Annotated in this window: 15 protein-coding genes; 4 read left to right on the top strand and 11 right to left on the bottom strand. The window is 65.2% G+C overall.

What is annotated here, in order from left to right:
* Position 1: 1 nt before the first annotated feature.
* The 3 genes from recX to QP996_RS01480 all read right to left on the bottom strand — a co-directional run bounded on the left by recX (position 2) and on the right by QP996_RS01480 (position 2,159).
* The gene (gene recX, locus QP996_RS01490) at positions 2 to 583 is read right to left on the bottom strand and encodes a recombination regulator RecX (RefSeq protein ID WP_284870868.1); all 582 of its coding nucleotides are present in this window, start codon (positions 581 to 583) and stop codon (positions 2 to 4) included.
* Positions 584 to 1,711: a recombinase RecA gene (gene recA, locus QP996_RS01485; protein ID WP_239357377.1), complete on the bottom strand. Its 1,128-nt coding sequence runs from the start codon at positions 1,709 to 1,711 to the stop codon at positions 584 to 586.
* Positions 1,712 to 1,943: 232 nt separating this feature from the next.
* A complete protein-coding gene (locus tag QP996_RS01480; RefSeq protein ID WP_239357380.1) occupies positions 1,944 to 2,159 on the bottom strand; it encodes a DUF3046 domain-containing protein in 216 nt (71 codons plus the stop codon).
* Between the two features lie 43 nt (positions 2,160 to 2,202).
* On the opposite strand from QP996_RS01480, the gene QP996_RS01475 reads away from it, so the two are divergent.
* The 3 genes from QP996_RS01475 to QP996_RS01465 are packed head-to-tail and all read left to right on the top strand — an operon-like array spanning position 2,203 to position 4,066.
* Complete coding sequence (locus QP996_RS01475) at positions 2,203 to 2,769, top strand: biotin transporter BioY (RefSeq protein WP_284870867.1); 567 nt, start codon at positions 2,203 to 2,205, stop codon at positions 2,767 to 2,769.
* 5 nt (positions 2,770 to 2,774) lie between these two features.
* Positions 2,775 to 3,464, top strand: coding sequence for an energy-coupling factor ABC transporter ATP-binding protein (locus QP996_RS01470; protein WP_284870866.1), 690 nt, complete (start codon positions 2,775 to 2,777; stop codon positions 3,462 to 3,464).
* Complete coding sequence (locus QP996_RS01465; protein WP_284870865.1) at positions 3,461 to 4,066, top strand: energy-coupling factor transporter transmembrane component T family protein; 606 nt, start codon at positions 3,461 to 3,463, stop codon at positions 4,064 to 4,066. The genes QP996_RS01470 and QP996_RS01465 overlap by 4 nt, the downstream gene beginning before the upstream one ends.
* Before the next feature lie 215 nt (positions 4,067 to 4,281).
* On the opposite strand, the gene QP996_RS01460 is transcribed toward QP996_RS01465, so the two are convergent.
* From QP996_RS01460 to pgsA, 4 genes are all read right to left on the bottom strand, one after another.
* Positions 4,282 to 5,160 carry a PspA/IM30 family protein gene (locus tag QP996_RS01460; protein WP_284870864.1) on the bottom strand — a complete coding sequence of 293 codons (879 nt, stop codon included), beginning with the start codon at positions 5,158 to 5,160 and terminating at the stop codon, positions 4,282 to 4,284.
* Between the two features lie 71 nt (positions 5,161 to 5,231).
* Positions 5,232 to 5,594 carry a helix-turn-helix domain-containing protein gene (locus QP996_RS01455; RefSeq protein WP_502870088.1) on the bottom strand — a complete coding sequence of 121 codons (363 nt, stop codon included), beginning with the start codon at positions 5,592 to 5,594 and terminating at the stop codon, positions 5,232 to 5,234.
* 23 nt (positions 5,595 to 5,617) lie between these two features.
* A complete protein-coding gene (locus tag QP996_RS01450) occupies positions 5,618 to 6,157 on the bottom strand; it encodes a CinA family protein (RefSeq protein ID WP_284870862.1) in 540 nt (179 codons plus the stop codon).
* The gene (gene pgsA, locus QP996_RS01445) at positions 6,154 to 6,693 is read right to left on the bottom strand and encodes a CDP-diacylglycerol--glycerol-3-phosphate 3-phosphatidyltransferase (RefSeq protein WP_081634444.1); all 540 of its coding nucleotides are present in this window, start codon (positions 6,691 to 6,693) and stop codon (positions 6,154 to 6,156) included. The genes QP996_RS01450 and pgsA overlap by 4 nt, the downstream gene beginning before the upstream one ends.
* Positions 6,694 to 6,742: 49 nt before the next feature.
* Between pgsA and QP996_RS01440 the strand changes: the two genes are divergently transcribed.
* Positions 6,743 to 7,027, top strand: a complete 285-nt coding sequence (locus QP996_RS01440) for a YciI family protein (RefSeq protein ID WP_284870861.1) — start codon at positions 6,743 to 6,745, stop codon at positions 7,025 to 7,027.
* Between the two features lie 4 nt (positions 7,028 to 7,031).
* Here the strand turns inward: QP996_RS01440 and QP996_RS01435 are convergent, their stop codons facing one another.
* The 4 genes from QP996_RS01435 to QP996_RS01420 all read right to left on the bottom strand — a co-directional run bounded on the left by QP996_RS01435 (position 7,032) and on the right by QP996_RS01420 (position 12,791).
* On the bottom strand, positions 7,032 to 8,207 hold the full coding sequence (locus QP996_RS01435) for a TerC family protein (protein ID WP_284870860.1): 1,176 nt from the start codon (positions 8,205 to 8,207) through the stop codon (positions 7,032 to 7,034).
* 316 nt (positions 8,208 to 8,523) lie between these two features.
* On the bottom strand, positions 8,524 to 11,637 hold the full coding sequence (locus tag QP996_RS01430) for an FtsK/SpoIIIE family DNA translocase (RefSeq protein WP_284870859.1): 3,114 nt from the start codon (positions 11,635 to 11,637) through the stop codon (positions 8,524 to 8,526).
* Between the two features lie 67 nt (positions 11,638 to 11,704).
* Positions 11,705 to 12,331 (bottom strand): TIGR03085 family metal-binding protein, encoded by a 627-nt coding sequence (locus QP996_RS01425; protein WP_284870858.1) that lies wholly within the window; start codon positions 12,329 to 12,331, stop codon positions 11,705 to 11,707.
* 10 nt (positions 12,332 to 12,341) lie between these two features.
* On the bottom strand, positions 12,342 to 12,791 hold the full coding sequence (locus QP996_RS01420; RefSeq protein WP_284870857.1) for a hypothetical protein: 450 nt from the start codon (positions 12,789 to 12,791) through the stop codon (positions 12,342 to 12,344).
* Positions 12,792 to 12,843: the final 52 nt, after the last annotated feature.

Genomic DNA, 12,843 nt, shown 5'->3' with positions numbered 1-12,843 from the left:
CCTACTCCGCGCACGCGGCGATGCGCGCGTCCAGCTCCTCTCGAGCGATGCGCAGCGCCATGCCCTGGTCAAAGCCGCGCCGGGCCAACGCACCCACGACGCGGCGCAGATGCTTGTCGTACTCGGCGCGGTCTGCGGGAGCCGCTTTGACCTTCCGCGCGGACTTTTCCGCCACCGCGCGGGCTGTGTGCTCCTCGTCTTCCTCGGAGATCTGCTCCAAGGCCGCGGCGCGGTCCGCTCCCCCGACGCCCTTGTCGCGCAGCTCCATGTCCAGCGCACGGGCGGACTTGCCCCGGCGGGCGGCGCGCTGGCGCACCCACTCGTGGGCGAACTGCGCGTCGTTGATCAGGCCGGAGCCGGCCAGGTCGTCGAGGACTTCGTCCACAAGCTGCGGTTCGAACTCGGCCTTGACCAGTCGCTCGTGCAGCTCCGCGCGGGAGCGCGCACGCTGATCCAGCAGGCCAAGCGCCCGTTTGCGAACGGGCGCCAAGGCCTCCTCGTGTGTCCGGTCGAAAAGACCGGTGCCCGGCTCGTAGGCGTCAAGCGCCGCCTGGAGCCGGGCAACCTTGTCCGCGTCCGTCAACTACTTCTCCGCGGTTGCCGGTGCAGCCACGTCGTCCTCGTCGTCGAAGTCGATGTTCGGCACCATATCCACCGGCTCGTCCGTCAGCTCGTCGGACGCGTTGGCGTACTTGCCCACGCCGAGCGCGCGGAAGATCTTGTCCTCGATCTCGTTGGCCAGGTCCGGGTTCTCCTTCAGGAAGATGCGGGCCTTCTCCTTGCCCTGGCCGAGCTGGTCGCCTTCGTAGGTGAACCAGGAACCGGACTTTTTCACGATGCCGTTTTCCACACCCATGTCGATGATCGAGCTCTCACGCGAGATGCCCTCGCCGTACATGATGTCGAACTCGGCGATCTTGAACGGCGGGGAGACCTTGTTCTTCACCACCTTCATCTTGGTGCGGTTGCCAATGGAGTCCTGGCCGTCCTTCAGCGTCTGAATACGGCGGACATCGCAGCGCACCGACGCGTAGAACTTCAGCGCCTTACCGCCAGTGGTGGTCTCCGGGGAGCCGAACATCACGCCGATCTTCTCGCGCAGCTGGTTAATGAAGATGGCGGTGGTGCCGGAGTTGTACAGCGCACCGGTCATCTTGCGCAGCGCCTGGGACATCAGGCGGGCCTGCAGGCCGACGTGGCTGTCGCCCATCTCGCCCTCAATCTCGGCCTTCGGTGTCAGTGCGGCCACCGAGTCAATCACAATCATGTCGATCGCGCCCGAGCGCACAAGCATGTCCGCAATCTCCAGCGCCTGCTCGCCGGTGTCCGGCTGGGAAACCAGCAGGTTGTCGGTGTCCACGCCGAGCTTGCGCGCGTAATCCGGGTCGAGGGCGTGCTCCGCGTCGATAAACGCCGCGATGCCGCCGCCGCGCTGCGCCTCCGCGATCGCGTGCAGCGCCACGGTGGTCTTACCGGAAGACTCCGGCCCGTAAATCTCCACGATTCGTCCGCGCGGCCAACCACCGATGCCGAGCGCGACGTCGATGGCAGTGTTGCCGGAAGAGATGGACTGGATCGGCGGGCGGTTCTCGTCGCCCAAGCGCATGACAGCGCCCTTGCCGTAGTCCTTCTCAATCATTGCCAGCGCTGCATCGAGCGCATTCTTGCGGTCGTTGCCGGCCGAAGCCGCGGACTTCTTTTTCGTTGCCATGTGGTGTTTCTACCTCCAAGTATTCGGCGGCGCTGGGCGCGTCGCGTGCACAGTTTCTTAGTTAGACGTATCGCCATACCGCTTCGGTTCCCTCGAACGCGAAGAAATCTTTCCCAAGCGGAAAACACGGCACACTGTAGAACGCGACGGCGACACGCCAGAGAATACACGCAAACGTGTTCGAAACTCAACAACACGCCGGGGCAGCGGAGCCGTCGATAAGCAACGGCCCCTAAGTGCCCGGGCGATCGACCCCGAGGCGGCGCTCCGCCGGGACATCGAACGCGTCGCAGAGCCCGCGCCACGCATCGCGCGGGTCCACGCCGGCATCAATGAGCTGTGCAGACGTCTGCTCAAACCCGGGCAACACCTGGGTCTGAATGATCCACTGCGCACGCTCCGAGCCGAATTCGTCCTGCACAAGCTGGTGAAACTCCGTCAAACGCATGCGCCCGACAGTACACGCCACCCGCCGCGGTACACTCCCGCGCATGAAGAAAAACTCTACGGCACAGGACATTGCGCTCATCGCGGTCTTCGCCGCCATCATCATCGTGCTGGGCTTCGTGTCCATTCCCGTCGGCGCTGCCGGCGTGCCCATTGTGCTGCAGAACGCCGCGGTCATCCTCGCTGGCCTCGTACTGGGGTGGCGTCGCGGGTTCTCCGCCGCCGCAATCTTCCTACTGGTGGGTCTGGCGCTGCCGGTGCTCGCGGGCGGCCGCACCGTGATTTCCGCCCTCGGCGGGCCGACCGTCGGGTACCTGGCCGGCTACCTCGTCTCCGCCGCCGTCGCCGGTGCGGTCGCGTACACCGCACCGTTCCGCTCGAACAAAGCGGCGAGCATCGGAATCCTCATCCTCGCCGGCTACCTGGGCCTGTTTTTCCAGTACCTCTGCGGCGTGTTCGGCCTGATGTGGCGCGCTGAAATGACCTTCGGCGCAGCTTGGGCGGCGCAGGTGCCGTTCCTGCTGCCGGACGCCGGCAAGGTCGCGCTCATGATCGCCATCGCGTTCGCGGTGCACCAGGCGTTCCCGGATCTGCGCGGGGCCCGCAAGTAGGCGCCATGCCCCTCATCGAGTTCCGCGGCGCCGCCGTCGCATATGACGGCGAGCAAATCCTCGCGCCGCTCACCGTGAGCCTGTCGGAGCAGCGCATCGGCATCATCGGCTCCAACGGCTCCGGCAAATCCACCACCGTGCGCCTGATCAACGGCCTCATCGAGCCAACAGCAGGGCAAGTGCTTTACGACGGGCTCACGCCCGACAAACGCGGCAAAGAGATCCGCAAACGCGTCGGTTTTGTCTTCTCCGACGCCGAATCCCAAATTGTCATGCCGCGCGTTTCCGACGACGTGGCGTTTTCCCTGCGACGCTTCAAGCTGCCGCGCGAGGAGGTCAAACGCCGCGTGGCAGACGCACTCGAGCGCTTCGATCTTGCCGACCGCGCGGAGCACTCCCCGCACACCCTCTCCGGCGGCGAGAAGCAAATGCTGGCGCTCGCCTCCGTGCTCGTGATCGAGCCGGACACGATCATCGCCGACGAACCCACCACCCTGCTGGACCTGCGCAACCGCCGCCGCATCGTGCGCGAGCTGATGTCGCTGGACCAGCAGCTCATCGTTGTCACGCACGACCTGGAGATGCTGCGCGGATTCGACCGCGTACTGGTCATCGACGACGGTGCCTTGGCCTACGACGGCGCCCCCGACGAGGCCATCGCCTTCTACACCGACCTAATGGACGCTAAGCCGTGATACGCGAACTCCCCCTAGGCGTCTACATACCCGGCGACACGTGGCTGCACCGCCTAGGCGCGGCGCTGAAGTTCGTGCTGCTGGTCGTTTTCATCATCGCCGTCACCGCCCTGCCGACCCAGCCGTGGCACGCTTCGGCCGCGCTCGGGCTCGTCGCTTTGCTCTATGTGTGGGCGCGCATCCCCGCACGGGTGGCGTGGCGCCAGCTCATGCCGCTACTGCCCGTGTTGCTGTTTCTGGGCGTGTTCATGGTGTGGCAAAACGGCGTGCAATCCGCGCTGACGCTGCTGATCGGTCTGCTCGCCACCATCGCCGCGGCGAACCTGCTCACGCTGACCACCCCGGTCGAGGCGCTCATGGACGCCCTCGACCGCGCCCTCGCCCCGCTCGGCCGCGCCGGCGAGCTGACGTCGCTGACCATCGCGCTGACCATCCGGCTTATCCCACTCATGCTCGCCACGGCCAACGAAGTGCTCGACGCACGCAAAGCCCGCGGATCCGGCTTCTCGCTTCGCGCCTTCGGCACGCCACTTGTGATCCGGTCCGTGCGCCGCGCGCGGATGATTGGGGAGGCGCTGATGGCCCGCGGAGCCGTGGATTAGCTGCGCAGCCACCCCTCCCCTTTTCCAAATCCAGCTACTAAGACCCGGCTATTCGGCTCTGAGGGACGGATAGCTGGATCCTGATAGCTGGAAACGCCAAGGAGAAGCCGTGGAGAGGTTGCGCTCGCACTCCGCTGTAGAACGACAATCCGCCCGGCCCCGCATCAGAGGGACCGGGCGGAAAGCGTTTCGAAAGCGTCTGCGGCGCTACGCGCTTACTCCCCGCGCAGCTCGCGCATGCGCTGTGCGACAGCGTCGTCGGAGACATCGTTAGCGACCGGGTTCGAAGCACCAGAAGCACCGGCGGCACCAGCCTGGGCGGCGCCACCCTGTGCGGAATTGCCCTGCTCGATGGCCTGCTTGTTGCCGGAGGTCAGCTCGCCCGCCATCTCGGCGCGCAGCTGCTCCAGGCGGCCGTGACCCGCCATTTGGATGCCGGCCTGCTCGACCTCAGCCATGCGGCCTTCGATGGAGTTCTGCGCCAGCTCGGCGGCACCGAGTGCGTTGGCGTAACGGCGCTCGATCTTGTCGCGCACCTGGTCCAGGTTCGGGCCGGAGGCGGTGATCGAGTTCATGGACTGCATGGTCTCCGAGACCTTCTCCTGCATCTTCGCCTGCTCCAGCTGGGACAGCAGCTTGGAGCGCTCAGCCACCTGCTGCTGCAGGTGCGCGGCGTTGCGCTCGACGGCCTGCTTTGCCTGCGCGGCCTGCTGCAGCGCCTGGTCGTGCAGCTGCTTGGTGTCCTCGACGCCGGACTCGGCGGTAACCAGCTGTGCAGCGAATGCCTCGGCGGCGTTTTCGTACTCCTGCGCCTTCTGGGCGTTGCCCTCGCCGCGTGCCTTGTCGGCGAGCTGGAGTGCCTGGCGAGCGTTCGCCTGCAGCTTCTCGACGTCCTCCAGGCGGCGGTTGAGCTGCATCTCCAGCTGGCGCTGGTTGCCAATCACGGCAGCCGCCTGCTGGGACAGTGCCTGGTGCTGACGCTGTGCGTCGTTAATGGCCTGCTCGATCTGGACCTTCGGGTCTGCGTTTTCTTCGATCTTGTTGTCGAAGAGCGCCATTAGGTAGTTCCAGAACTTGGTAAAGGGATTCGCCATGGCTAAAGCACCGTGACCTTTCTGTCAGTAGATTGCGTTAAACGCCAACCACTGTAGTCGCGGATTGCCGGCTACGCTTCCGCTGCGGCCGGCGTGGTGCGCTCCAGCTCTTCGGTGAACGAATGCAGCGACATGTTCGCCACAGCCTCCAGCAAAACCTCGGAGACCGTGGTCCCCAACGCCTCGCACAGGGAGGCCAACAGCTCGGAGGAAACTTCCTTCCGGCCACGCTCCAGCTCGGAGATGTAGCCGGAGGACACTCGCGCTTCCTTTGCCAGCGCACGCAGCGTCACGCCCTTGTCCGCGCGGAACGCACGCAGCGACATGCCGAGCGCCTCACGGAACAACGGCTCGCGGGATGCGGCGGGGGCAACATCGGCCGGGGCGAGCGGCACGTTTACCGGGGTGTCGTAGAGCAAAGTAGTAGTGGTCATCATTTTCTCCAACGACTCGCCGTTTAGTTTTGTTCCCGCACGCCCGTCAGCGCACCGACCAGCGCGGCCTCCACCGCCAGGCGGCGGACCTCATTGCGCTGCCCCGACAGCACACGCACCGGCACCGCAGCTCCCGGCATAAGCGCGTACTGGCCTACTGCTGGATCGAGCAGATCCGCCGCCTGCGACGAGGCGGTCCATTTCGGCCCGGCCAGACCGATCCACACGGTGCCGGCGGGTACGCCGTCCTGGCCGTCGGGGCCCGCGACACCGGTCAGCGCCACCGCCCAGTCGGTACCGCACACGCGCCGCGCCCCACGCGCCATCTCGCGCGCGACGGCGGCAGAGACTACGCCCTCGCGCTCGATCAGATCCGCGGGCACGTCCACAAGCGATGTCTTCAACTCCGGCGAGTAGGTCACCAGCCCGCCGACCAACACATCCGAGGCACCGGGCACATCAGCCAACGTCGCCGAAGCGAGACCGGCAGTGAGCGACTCGCAGAAGGCGATGGTTTGGCGGCGGGTGCGGAGCTCGTCGATAAGCAATTGCGCAGTAGTCACTTGTTCACCTTCCCTGCATCAACCAAATACTGCACACCCGTGACCACAGTGACCGCAACCGCCAACAGCATCACCACGAACGTCGGAGTGTCCATCCACGCAGGCAGCGGGCACAGGTACAGCCCCACGGCGAGGGTTTGCAGCGCGGTCTTGAGCTTGCCGCCCTTCGACGCCGGCACCACCTTGCCACGGCGCAGCATCACCATGCGCCACACCGTAATGCCCAGCTCACGCGCCACAATGACCACCGTCACCCACACCGGCAGCGTGCTCGCGATGTTCAGCGTGACCAGCGCGGTGATCATCAGCGCCTTGTCCGCGATCGGGTCGGCGATTTTGCCGAAGTCCGTGACCAGCCCACGGGCGCGCGCGATGTCGCCGTCGAGCTTGTCCGTGATCATGAGCGCAACGAACAACCCGAACGCCCACCACCAGCGCTCAGACAGCACCAGCCAGGCAAAAACGGGAATGAACAGGATCCTCAACGAGGTCAAAATGTTCGGGAGGTTCCAATTCGACTGCTTGTCGGGTTGCATCACAACCTCCACCATACCCATGCTGCGCCGCGCTCCTAGACTGCCCTGCATGAAGTATTTCGCAGCCACGTACACCTACGGCGAGCAAAAGCTTGTCGACGACACACGCCCCGCCCACCGCGAATTCATCTCGTCTCAGCTGTCGCTGGGCCGGATCGTCGGCTCCGGGCCGCTCGCGGGCGCCGAGCAGGCCCTGATCATCCTGCAGCTGCCGGACACCGCCAGCGAGACGGACGCGGCGGCCATCCTGGACGGCGACCCCTACACCGTCGCAGGGGCCCTAGCCGCCCGCGAGATCCGGGAGTGGAACCCGGTGATGAATATCTTCAGCTAGGGGTTTAGCCCTTGCGGCCGCCGCGCGCGACGTCGAGGTGGGCGGTATCGCGCGAACCAGTGGCGGTGTGGTCGCCCTTGCCGGAGGTGGCCGGATCGTCGATCCATTCGACGTGGTGGCCTTCGCGGTCCACCTTGCGACGGTTGCCGTGATCGTCGTAATCGATGTGGTACTTGCCCTCCTCCGGATCCCGGCGGCCGGCCTTCACGTCCGCGCGGTCCTTCATCAGCGAGGCAACCGCGGTGACCACAAGCACGCCAACGATGACCAGCAGCGAGGCCACGGTGCCGACCTCCGGCACGTTGAGGCCCTCGCCGCCGTTGATGAACGACAGGTTGTTCTCGTGCAGCGCGTGCAGCAGCAGTTTCACACCGATGAAGCCGAGTACCACCGCCAGGCCGTACGGCAGGTACACGAGCTTATCCAGCAGGCCGTTGAGCAGGAAGTAGAGCTGACGCAAACCAAGCAGCGCGAACGCGTTGGCGGTGAAGACAAGGAAGGATTCCTGGGTGATGCCGTAGATCGCCGGAATGGAGTCGAAGGCGAACATGACGTCGATGAACCCGATGGACAGCAGGGCCACGAACAGCGGGGTGACCGCCTTCTTGCCGGCCTGAGTCTTCGAAACAAGCCGGTCGGAGTGGTACGACTTGGTCACCGGAATGACTTTGCGCAGCGTTTTCACCACGAACATGTCGTTCGGGTCCGGGTCCTCCTGGTCGGTGACCTCGTCGTAGACCAGCTTGATGGCGGTGTAGATGAGGAACGCGGCGAAGATGTAGAACACATCCGACCACGCCTCGATGATCACGGCGCCAAGCAGAATGAACAGTAGGCGACAGATCAGCGCGATCACGATGCCGATGAGCAGCACCTTCTGCTGGTACGCGCGCGGGATCTTGAACGAGCCCATAATCAGGGCGAAAACGAACAGGTTATCCACCGACAGCGACAACTCGGTGATGTAGCCGGTGAAGAACTGCACGGCGTGCTCCGCATCCCACAGCCACCAGACAAGCCCGCCGAACACGCACGCCATGGACATGTAGAACAGGGCCCAGCCGCCCGATTCCTTCATCGTCGGCTCGTGCGGGGTGCGCACATGCGAGACGAAGTCGAAGATGAAAAATCCCAGGATCACAGCCGAGGTGATCAGCCAAATGTAAAGGGGCACATGCATAAATAAGCCTCCGGTCAGCGTTGCGAAAAAGACCGGAGGTCTCCCCCACCACTGTGGGCGGTCCGGACCGGGGCCATCGCCTTACGACGGCACCGTGCTGACGATCCTGGACACTTCCGGGGTACTCCCCTCCAAGCGCGTTACACACTACACCACGCGGGGTGGCATGCCGTTTTCGCCGCCCGGAGCATCCCCGTTCTCCCACCCAAGCAAAGGATCCAGCTACTAGGACCCAGCTACTCGTCTCTCAGGGGCTATTAGCTGGGTCTTAGTAGCTGGATTTGGAGCTGAATCCCCCACCGCGCAGCGCCGCAGCCTAGAACGCGCCGCCGGTCGGGTTGTACGTCGCGGTGACGGTGCGGGTGTCGGAGTCGCCACCGGCATCGGAGCCATCCGCGCCAGAACCGGAACCGTCGGCGTCGTCGGCGCCGTCGTCAAGCGAGACGTCCTTCGGTGCCTCGGCCGGGTCCGCGCCCTTGATCATCCAGATGATGGTCTCCAGCTCCTCGGGCTTGACCAGCACGTCGCGGGCCTTGGAGCCTTCGGACGGGCCGACCACGCCACGGGATTCCATCAGGTCCATCAGACGGCCGGCCTTGGCGAAGCCGATGCGCAGTTTGCGCTGCAGCATCGAGGTCGAGCCGAGCTGGGAGGTGACCACGAGCTCGACGGCTTCGAGCAGGTCGTCCATGTCTTTGCCGATGTCGTCGTCGATGACTTTGGCTTCGGCCTGCTTGTCCTCGGTGACGCCCTCGACGTAGTCAGGCTCGTCCTGCTGCGCCTTCGCGGCCTCAACGACCGCCTGGATCTCTTCGTCGGAGACGAACGCGCCCTGGAGGCGCTGCGGCTTGCCGGCGCCCTGCGGGATGAATAGTCCGTCGCCCATGCCGATGAGTTTCTCGGCGCCGCCCTGGTCCAAAATCACGCGGGAGTCGGTCAGCGAGGACGTCGCGAAGGCGAGGCGCGACGGCACGTTGGTCTTGATCAGGCCGGTGACCACGTCCACGGACGGGCGCTGGGTGGCCAGCACCAGGTGGATGCCCGCCGCACGCGCCTTTTGGGTGATGCGCACGATGGATTCCTCGATCTCCTTCGGCGCTGTCATCATCAGATCGGCAAGCTCGTCCACCACGCACACAATGAACGGGTACGGGCGCATCTCGCGCTCGGATCCCGGGGGTGCGGTCAGTTCGCCGGAGCGGACCTTGCGGTTGAAATCCTTGATGTGGCGCACGCGCGCGGACTTCATGTCCATGTAGCGCTGCTCCATCTCCTCCACCAGCCACTGCAGGGCGGCGGAGGCCTTCTTCGGCTGGGTGATGATCGGCGTGATCAGGTGCGGGATGCCCTCGTACGGGGTCAGCTCCACCATCTTCGGGTCCACCAGGATCAGGCGGACTTCCTCCGGCGTCGCGCGCGTGAGCAGCGAGATCAGCATCGAGTTCACAAACGCGGACTTACCGGAGCCGGTAGAACCGGCGACCAAAAGGTGCGGCATCTTCTGAATCGAGGAAGCGATGAAGTCGCCCTCGATGTCTTTGCCCAGGCCGATGAGCATCGGGTCGTCCTGCGCGGAGACCTTCGGCGAGTCCAGCACGTCGCGCAGCCGCACCATTTCGCGGTCGGCGTTGGGCACCTCGATGCCCACGGCGGATTTGCCGGGGATCGGGGTGAGTAGGCGCACGTTGTCCGTGGCTACGGCGTAGGCGAGGTTGGACTGCAGGTTGGTGATCTTGGAGACCTTCACACCGGGTCCAAGCTCCACCTCGTAGCGGGTCACTGTCGGGCCGCGGGAGAAGCCGGTGACTTGGGCGTTGACCTTGAACTCTTCGAAGACGTCGGTGATCGCCTCGATCATGCGGTCGTTGGCCTCGGTGCGCGTCTTCGGCGCATTGCCCGCGAGCAGCAGGTCCGTGCTGGGCAGGTGGTAGTCGCCCTGCGGGATCTTGCGCACCTGCTTCGGCGCGGGCTGCTCGGTCTCCGACTTTGGGGTGGTCGCGGGGATCTTGGAGGCGTCGATGCCGCTGCGCGCCGCGATCGCCTTCGCCATCTGCTCGCGCGAGCTTGCTACGGTGTCGGGGGCAGTTGCTTCTCGACGTTCACCTTCCGGCGCTTCCCGCTGCAGTACCTTCGTCTCGTTGTCGCGCTGGGGCGGCTTCGGTGCTGCAGGTTTGGGTGCCGCTGGCTTGGGTGCCGGTGCCGTTGCGGCCGCCGGGCGCTGGACTACGGCGGTCTCTGCGGAGTCGGCAGGCTCGGCTGCGGGCTGTTCAAAGCTATCTTCGACCTCGTCGGCGAAGTCGAACAGGTCCAGCTCGTCGTCGCCGTCGGCCGGGTAGCTTTCCATCGGAGTGGGGCGGCGCAGCGACGGTCGCCGCGTCGGGCGGGCCGGGCGGTCCGGGCGTTCGGTGTCGGCTGTGCGGCCGCGTGAACGTCGAGAAGCTGCGCGAGTGGTGCGGCGCTCACGGCCTTCCGCGATGTCGTCCAGGTCTTCGGCGACGTGGCTGTACGGGTCCTGGTCTTCGTTGTCGGGTGTGTCCGTGTTGGACAGCATGCGGGTGACCAGGTCTTTGATGTAGTCGTAGGCTTCGCGCACGGTGATGCCGGTGGCCTTGAGCGCGCCGTAGAGAATCACCAGGCCAAGCAGCGGGATGGCGACGAACGAGGAGAAGCCTGCTGCGAGCACGCCGCCGGTGAAGGCGCCGAGCGCACCGCCTGCGAGCTTGCGCTCCTCCCACGACGCCGGGTTGCCGGCGAAGACGTGGATCAGCCCGAGCATGCCGATAGCGATAATCGAAAAGCCCAGCGTGACGCGTGCGCGCACTGCGTCGGAGGTGCGCACGTTGAGCATCAGCGCGATGGCGATGCCGACGAGGATCACAGGCAGGATAAGCGCGCCTGCGCCGATGAGCCAGTGCGTGCCGGTGGAGATGACCTCTCCCACAGGACCAGCCACGTCGAACCAGACCGAACCGCCGATAACGGCGGCCAGACCAATGAGAACTAAACCCCACGCGTCGGCGTGGGTTTCAAACGTGCTGTGGCCGACGGAGCGGCTTTCCCGTCGCAGTTCGCGGCTTCGGCGTTCGTCTTTGGCGGAGCTTTCAGTGCGCTCCTCTGGCATCTCGAAATCGTCCTCCCATTCGTCGTCCCAATCGCCGCGGCTGCGTCTGGGGCTGCGTGTGGCGGTGTCGTCGTAATCGGACTCGTCTTTGTCGCGGCGGAAGAACGACCCGACGCCCCGGGCGGCGGCGCTCAGCGAATGGCCGACGACCTTGTACGCGGAACCCACACGTTCATCCGCGGTTTCAGCGGCCACGTTCGACGATGTCGTCGGGTGCGTCATGGACACCGGACCGCCATAGCGGGTGCCGCCTGTAGGACGGCGCGTTGAAGACCGCGACGAGCGCGGCGCGGTGTTTTTGACAGACATGCATGTAACTCTAACGCCTTAAGTCACATTTACACCTCACGCCACACCCGCGACGTGCAGTCAAGGGTCACATCTTGATCTCGAAACCCTCAAACGCCTCCACGGCACCAGTCAGCTCCATCTTGGCGGCGTCGCGCCCGGACACCCACAGCAGCAGCTCGCCCGGATCGCCAGCGACACGCAGCACGTTATCGCCGCGCTCGGCGACCCCAGCCTTATCGCCGATGGTCGCGGGCGGCATGGTCGGCGGGGTCAGGATCACCGGCACCGGCGCATTGCGCAGCGTCAGTTTGCCGAAGCGCTTCGCCAGCACGAAGAGCTCCTCGTTGATGACTTGGGAGAATTCGCGCGGCTCCACCACTCCCCCGCCCCGGCGCACGTCCTCGTGGTGGATGAAGTGCTCGGACGTGTTCATCGCAGAGTTGAGCGGCTTGAGCCACACCGGCGGGCCGGCAGCCCATTCGCGCACGACGTCCTCGTACGGGCGGGCCTTCTGCTTCGCAGTCTCCTTCTCGGTGATGCCGGACAGCGCATCCACGAAGATTCCCGGGGCCGCCGCCGGCTTGGACTCGCGGATGAGCAGGTGGACTGCAAGGTCCCGGGTGGTCCAGCCCTCGTTCAGCGTCGGCGCATCGGGGCCGACCTCAAGGAGCAGCTCGGCGAGGCGTTCACGTTCTTTCTGCGCAAAAGACATGCGCCCAAGCCTAGCTGGAAAGGCTCACCCCGGAGTCGCTGGACAGTTTCATCTCCAGCTCGTGGTAGCTCCTGATCTGCGGGGCGAACTGCTCAATCTTCGGGTCGAAGGTGATCACCTCGCCGCCGCGGCCCCAGCCGAGCTTGGTTGCCTGCTTGCCATCCTTGTAGCACTCGTTGCGTCCGCCCTTGGCGTTCATGTGGCACATGACAGAGTCGCCCTCGAAGGCGCCCAGCACGCGCACTCCCTGCACCTTAATGTTGCGGAAGTTCGGGTCACCGAAACGGATCACGTCGTAGAGTTTCCACGCGGACGCGTAGCCAGGGTCGTACGGAACCTCAGTACCGGGCGGCAGCGGTCGGCCGCCGGTCCAGTCAACGTCGTCCTGTGCATGAGCGGTTGGTACAAGTGTCACCGTGGCGGCAAGCAGTGCCGCGGCGGTTTTCGTAGCGGTCTTCATGGGCCACATTGTGCACACCCGTCTCAGAGCTGCCTAGCCCTTGTTGCGTGGT

The organism is Corynebacterium sp. MSK008 (assembly GCF_030232585.1).
Lineage (GTDB): Bacteria > Actinomycetota > Actinomycetes > Mycobacteriales > Mycobacteriaceae > Corynebacterium.
Note: the sequence above shows the minus strand (reverse complement) of the source record. Positions and strands in the feature narration are given on the sequence as shown.